This is a genomic window from Streptomyces sp. NPDC055078 (assembly GCF_053607985.1).
Genome location: NZ_JBSGUP010000529.1, coordinates 1 through 5,795, shown reverse-complemented (window position 1 = coordinate 5,795; position 5,795 = coordinate 1). Strand labels below are relative to the sequence as shown.

6 protein-coding genes are annotated in these 5,795 nt (G+C 69.1%); 1 reads left to right on the top strand and 5 read right to left on the bottom strand.

The window, feature by feature from the left end; all coding sequences use genetic code 11:
* Positions 1-291: 291 nt before the first annotated feature.
* From ACWF94_RS31190 to ACWF94_RS31180, 3 genes are all read right to left on the bottom strand, one after another.
* Positions 292-951 (bottom strand): DUF305 domain-containing protein, encoded by a 660-nt coding sequence (locus ACWF94_RS31190; protein WP_453495999.1) that lies wholly within the window; start codon positions 949-951, stop codon positions 292-294.
* Positions 952-956: 5 nt separating this feature from the next.
* Complete coding sequence (locus ACWF94_RS31185; protein ID WP_453495996.1) at positions 957-1,604, bottom strand: DUF3105 domain-containing protein; 648 nt, start codon at positions 1,602-1,604, stop codon at positions 957-959.
* Positions 1,605-1,680: 76 nt separating this feature from the next.
* On the bottom strand, positions 1,681-1,998 hold the full coding sequence (locus tag ACWF94_RS31180; RefSeq protein WP_453495993.1) for a hypothetical protein: 318 nt from the start codon (positions 1,996-1,998) through the stop codon (positions 1,681-1,683).
* A gap of 356 nt (positions 1,999-2,354) precedes the next feature.
* Here ACWF94_RS31180 and ACWF94_RS31175 point away from each other — a divergent pair, with 356 nt between their 5' ends.
* Positions 2,355-3,716 carry a glutamine synthetase family protein gene (locus ACWF94_RS31175; protein WP_453495990.1) on the top strand — a complete coding sequence of 454 codons (1,362 nt, stop codon included), beginning with the start codon at positions 2,355-2,357 and terminating at the stop codon, positions 3,714-3,716.
* 79 nt (positions 3,717-3,795) lie between these two features.
* Here the strand turns inward: ACWF94_RS31175 and ACWF94_RS31170 are convergent, their stop codons facing one another.
* Positions 3,796-5,061 (bottom strand): tyrosine-type recombinase/integrase, encoded by a 1,266-nt coding sequence (locus tag ACWF94_RS31170; protein ID WP_453495987.1) that lies wholly within the window; start codon positions 5,059-5,061, stop codon positions 3,796-3,798.
* Between the two features lie 394 nt (positions 5,062-5,455).
* Complete coding sequence (locus ACWF94_RS31165; protein WP_453495984.1) at positions 5,456-5,707, bottom strand: helix-turn-helix domain-containing protein; 252 nt, start codon at positions 5,705-5,707, stop codon at positions 5,456-5,458.
* Positions 5,708-5,795: the final 88 nt, after the last annotated feature.

Here is a 5,795-nt window from a genome sequence, read left to right as displayed (position 1 = left end):
CCGGGGGGGTGGGGGGTTGGGGGGCGCACCCCCGCCGGGCGGGCCCCCCCCCCCACGCCCGGAGGGCGTGCCGCTCCACGACGGCGCGGGTCTCCCCGCGCAGACGGGTGCGCGGGGTCCCGGCGGGCCAGAGCAGGGCGGCGCGGACGCGTGCGCGGGCAGAGAGGGCAAGGCGCCCGGCAAGCCGCAGGGGCACCCGGGAGCGAGCGGCCCGGGCACCCCCGTCCGGACCGGGCAGAAGCCCGGGCACCCCCGTCCGGCCAGGAAGAAGCCGCGCACCCCCGTGGCGGGTCAGACCCTGACCTCCGCCCCCCGCCGCTTCAGCAGGTCCACCATCAGCTCGACCTCGGAGCGCTGAGCCGCGACCATCCCGTCGGCCAGCTTCCGCTCCGGAGCCACGGCGCAGAGTTCGACACAGCCCTCGGCCATCGTGACCCCGGCGTTGTGGTGGACGATCATGAGCTGGAGGTACTCGATCTCCGCCTGCTTCCCGCTCAGCCGGTTCAGCCGCTCGATCTGAGCCGGGGTCGCCAGACCGGGCATCCGGGTCGAACCCTCACCGGCCTTGGCCGACGCGTGCCCGCCGTGGCCGTTCCGCTCGGCCGTCCCGGCCATCCAGGCCATCGGCTCGGTGCCCGCCGAGACCTTCGGCAGCTCCCACAGATCCAGCCAGCCCAGCAGCATGCCGCGCTGATTGGCCTGGGTGTTGGCGATGTCGTACGCCAGCCGCCGTACATCCTCGTCCCGGGTGCGGTCGCGGACGATGAAGGACATCTCCACCGCCTGCTGGTGGTGGACGGCCATGTCCCGGGCGAACCCGGCGTCGGCCGACTCCGCCGACGGGGTCCTGGGCCGGGAGTCATCGCCCCCGGCGGAGGCCACCGTGGCGGCCCCCGCGAAGAGCAGGGCCAGGACGATCGCCGTGACGGCCGCCCAGTGCGTACGGGTCATCCCGCTCATTTGCCCCTCACGCCGCCCGTGCAGGCCGCACCCGGCTCAGGGGTCTGCGGGCCCTGGTTGTACTTGGTGAAGAACTGGTTCACCCGGGAGTCATCCGCGCCGTCCACGGTGACCTGCTTGCCCCACGCGGTCAGCATGATCGGACCGGCCTGGTCCTTCACCGGGCTCATCAGCGAGTACGACGTGTCCTTGACCTTCTTCGCGAGCTTGTCCAGCTCGGCCTTGGGAGCCTTGTCGTTGTACGTCACCCACACCGCGCCGTGCTCCAGCGAGTGCACGGCGTTCTCGTTGGGGATCGGCTCCGTGTAGACATCGCCGTTGCAGTTCATCCACGCGTTGTGGTGGTCGCCGCCGACCGGCGGCTTCATCGGATAGCTGACGGCCTTGTTCACATGGGTGCGGCCGAGCTTCTTCGCGTCCCAGGACTTCTCGCCGGTGACGGGCGCCTTGGCCGCGGCGGCCTTCTGGTCCTTTTCCTTCGACTCCTTGTTGAGCACGTAGCCGCCGAAGCCGACGAGCCCGGCGACGACGAGGCCGCTCAGACCGATCGTGATGATGCGGTTGCGGCGCTCGCGGGACTGCTCCGCGCGGCGCATGGCCTCTATGCGGGCACGGCGGTCGTCGCTGGTCTTACGGGAAGCCATGATGTCTCGTCCTTCGTGGATGGGGTGATCAGATGCGGCGATCAAAGGGGTGCGGGCCGTGGGGGAAGGCGGGTCTTTAGACCCGCAGCACCTGAAGGACGTGCAACCCGGGGGCGCGCGGCCGGGCATCCGGACGGGCCTGCCCGGCGGCACCGGGCGGCCGGGCGGCGTGCGTGGACGTCTCCCCGGCGTCGAGGGGGGCGTCCGGCGGCGGGACGGTGAGGACGGCGGGACCGGCCTTCGGCAGCAGTCCGCAGTCACCGTCGTCGTACGGGCAGGAGAACGCGGGCACCACATGCTCGGAGTGCGACAGCGATATGTGCCGCTCCGGGGGCGGGCTGAGGCAGATGAAGAGCGCGCCGAGGAGCGTCGCCACGGCAGTCAGCAGTGCCATGGGACGCGTGGTGCGCGTGATGAGGCCGAGCCGTGAACCCCCCATGGCCGCGATCGTAGCGAGGGAAAGGGCCGAGCACCTCATACGGGGCGGTTAAACAGCCATCGGTTCCGGTCCTGGCCGCTCCCCGGAAGGCCCCGGCCCGCTCCCCGGAAGGCTCAGGGCGGCCCCGGGCGGCTCAGGGCGGGCCGCCGGCGGCCATCGAGAGGGGCCGGAAGGAGCCAGAGACGCCTCAGGGTCGTCCCGGCTCCGCCCCTGACCCACAATGGGGCTCAGCCCGGGTTTGCAACGTGCCGGAAACCCATGGATGCGATGCTCGCGGGAGCAGGCGGCTGACCAGCAAGGATTGGGTGGAAATGGATAAGCAGCAGGAGTTTGTGCTCCGTACACTCGAAGAGCGCGACATCCGCTTTGTGCGCCTGTGGTTCACCGATGTGCTCGGTTTTCTGAAGTCGGTCGCGGTCGCCCCCGCCGAACTGGAACAGGCGTTCGATGAGGGGATCGGTTTCGACGGTTCCGCGATCGAGGGCTTCGCCCGGGTCTACGAGTCCGACATGATCGCCAAGCCGGACCCGGCCACCTTCCAGATCCTGCCCTGGCGCGCGGAGGCCCCCGGCACGGCGCGGATGTTCTGCGACATCCTGATGCCGGACGGCTCGCCGTCCTTCGCGGATCCGCGCTATGTCCTGAAGCGCATCCTCGCCAAGACCTCCGATCTGGGCTTCACCTTCTACACCCACCCCGAGATCGAGTTCTTCCTGCTCAGGGACAAGCCGCTGGACGGCAGCCGCCCGGTGCCCGCCGACAACTCCGGCTACTTCGACCACACGCCGCAGAACGTCGGCATGGACTTCCGCCGCCAGGCGATCACCATGCTCGAATCGATGGGCATCTCCGTGGAGTTCAGCCACCACGAGGGCGCTCCCGGCCAGCAGGAGATCGATCTGCGGTACGCGGACGCGCTCTCCACGGCGGACAACATCATGACCTTCCGGCTGGTCATGAAGCAGGTGGCGCTGGAACAGGGAGTCCAGGCCACCTTTATGCCGAAACCGTTCAGCGAGCACCCCGGCTCGGGCATGCACACCCATCTCTCCCTCTTCGAGGGCGACCGGAACGCGTTCTACGAGTCGGGCGCGGAGTACCAGCTCTCCAAGGTGGGCCGGTCCTTCATCGCCGGCCTGCTCAACCACGCCGCGGAGATCTCGGCCGTCACCAACCAGTGGGTCAACTCCTACAAGCGCATCTGGGGCGGCTCGGCCCGCAGCGCGGGCGCGGGCGGCGAGGCCCCCTCGTACATCTGCTGGGGCCACAACAACCGCTCCGCCCTGATCCGGGTCCCGATGTACAAGCCGGGCAAGACCGGTTCGGCCCGGGTCGAGGTCCGCTCCATCGACTCGGGCGCGAATCCGTATCTGACGTACGCGGTCCTGCTGGCCGCCGGCCTCAAGGGCATAGAGGAGGGTTATGAACTCCCGCCCGGCGCGGACGACGACGTCTGGGCGCTCTCCGACGCGGAGCGCCGGGCGATGGGCATCGAGCCGCTGCCGCAGAACCTCGGTGAGGCCATCTCGCTGATGGAGCGGAGCGAGCTGGTGGCGGAGACGCTGGGGGAGCACGTATTCGACTTCTTCCTGCGCAACAAGAAGCAGGAGTGGGAGGAGTACCGCTCCGAGGTCACCGCCTTCGAACTGCGGAAGAATCTGCCGGTGCTGTGAGCGCAGGTCACAGGGTGTTTCCCCCGGTGAGAGGCGGTCCGGGCCGGTGCCTGTGCGCCACCGGCCCGAAGGCGTCTCCTCAGTCCTGGGCCGTCTGTGGGCCGTCAAGCCCGGAATCAGCGCCCTCATAGACGCTGTCCACGGCCTTTCGGGTGCGTCCCTCACTGCTCGGCAGGAGGTGCGTGTACACCCGCAGCGTGAAACCCGGATCAGTGTGCCCCAGGTAGGTACTGAGAGCCTTGATGTTCTCTCCGGCGTCCAGCAGAACCGACGCGTAGAAGTGCCTCAGCGCGTGCATACCGTGCTCGCGCGCGGCCTGGTGGCGCTGCCCCGGCTCAGGCTCTGGGATGACCCCTGCGGCGACCAGAGCGGGCTTCCAGTACCGGGTGTTGAAGTCGTTCCGCCGGACCGCGCTTCCACCGGTCGGGCGGGTGAACAGCAGGCGTTTGGTGAGCGGCGGGCCGTCCGGCCGCAGCCACGGCAGGGTGACTTCGGCCGGCGGATGGGCTTCCCGGTGCCGCTTGAGCATGTGCGCCACGCGATCGGGGAGAGGAACGTCCCGTTCCTTGTTGCGCTTGGGCGGAGCGAACACGAGCTTCCCGCCCGAGATCTTCACCTGATATGCGATGTGCAGCCAGCCGGTATCGAACCTGATCTCGTCGTCGGGAAGTCCGAGGATCTCCCCCTGTCGGAGTCCGCACCCGCCCCCGAGGTCGACCGCGACTCGGTACGACTCCGGGAGAGCGGCCCGGACCGCGAAGGTGCGTTCAGCGGTCCAGGGGATCACCTTGCGCGTGTTCGGAGCGGGCTTGTGGACCGTACTGGCCTGGCACGGATTCTTGCGGAGATAGTCGTCTTCCACGGCTGCGTTGAACAGCGCGGACACGCTGGCGAAGATGACTCGACGGTACGAGGACGCGGGTACCGCCTGCTTCAACTCGCTGAGCCAATCCCTGATGTGCTCAGGCTTGAACGAGCCGAGCGGCCGTGAGCCGAGGTAGGGGATCGCGTGCAGCCGGATCTGCACAACGACGGACTCTTGCGTCGTATCGTCCGTCGCCTGCGACGTGAGCCACTTCTCCGCGTACTGCCGGAAGGTGGTCCGGCTCGCCTTGGGGTCGACGTACTGCCCGCTGTCCATATCGGCCGCAACCTTGGTGAGCCATTTCTCCGCAAGGCGCTTCTTACCGTCCGGGAAGCTCTGTGACTTCTCGGTCTTGTCGGGGCCGATGTATCGGGCGCGGTAGCGGAGTCCGGTGCCGTAGCGGTCAGTTTTGACCTTGACGGTCTTGCCGTCAGCAGTGGTCTCGGTCTTGTACCAGCGGTCTTGGATGTGGCCAGCCATAGGGGCTGTGTCCCTTCTCGGTAGCGGGGCGCGGGTGGGCCCTGGTGGGGCCTGTCCGGCCGGTTTCGGGGTGTGTTGGGTGGGGCTCGCTAGTCGCTAGCGGCCTGATCAGACGCGGTTTGGGTCGCTAGCAGGGTCGCTACCGGTAGCGACGGCCGTTGCTTGCGCCAGCGACCCTGTCCGGGGTTCAGGGAGGCGGGGACCGGGGGGTGTCGGGTGGCTTCCTTGAGGGGGTTTTGGGGCCTGGGCGGGGGTGGGGTCCCTGGGTCCCTGGCGTCCCTGTGGGGGTTGTTTCCGCAGGTCGGGGCCGGTGGGTGGGGCCAGGGACCCGTACAGGGAGTTCTCCCTGTCTCCCTGGCCCCTCCCTGTCCGGGTCCCTGTGCGGGTCCCTGGCCTAGGCGGCGGTTTCGGTGGCCTGTCGGCTGACCCAGGTGTGGACGGCTTGGGGGTCGTAGCGGAGGTGTTTGCCGATGCGGAAGCCGGGGGGCCCGGTGCGCTTCCTGCGCCAGGCGTAGACGGTTTCGACGGGCACGCTGAACATGGCGGCCAGGTCTTCGGGGGTGAGGTAGCGGTCCGGGAGTCCGGCCCGCAGGGCGGTGTTCACGGGTCCGGTCGGGGTGTTCACGGGGTCGGCTCGACTGTTCACCGGATCGACCGTGGTGTTCACGGGAGGGGCGGGGGTGTTCATGCGGCCACCGCCTGTTCGTTCACGGTGTTCAGGGCGGGGTGTGACG

Bases quoted from the DNA above. Each gene is read 5' to 3' on its own strand.
- ACWF94_RS31190 (WP_453495999.1), bottom strand. From the start codon at position 951: ATGACCCGTACGCACTGGGCGGCCGTCACGGCGATCGTCCTGGCCCTG.
- ACWF94_RS31180 (WP_453495993.1), bottom strand. From the start codon at position 1,998: ATGGCACTGCTGACTGCCGTGGCGACGCTCCTCGGCGCGCTCTTCATC.
- ACWF94_RS31175 (WP_453495990.1), top strand. From the start codon at position 2,355: ATGGATAAGCAGCAGGAGTTTGTGCTCCGTACACTCGAAGAGCGCGAC.
- ACWF94_RS31170 (WP_453495987.1), bottom strand. From the start codon at position 5,061: ATGGCTGGCCACATCCAAGACCGCTGGTACAAGACCGAGACCACTGCT.
- ACWF94_RS31185 (WP_453495996.1), bottom strand. From the start codon at position 1,604: ATGGCTTCCCGTAAGACCAGCGACGACCGCCGTGCCCGCATAGAGGCC.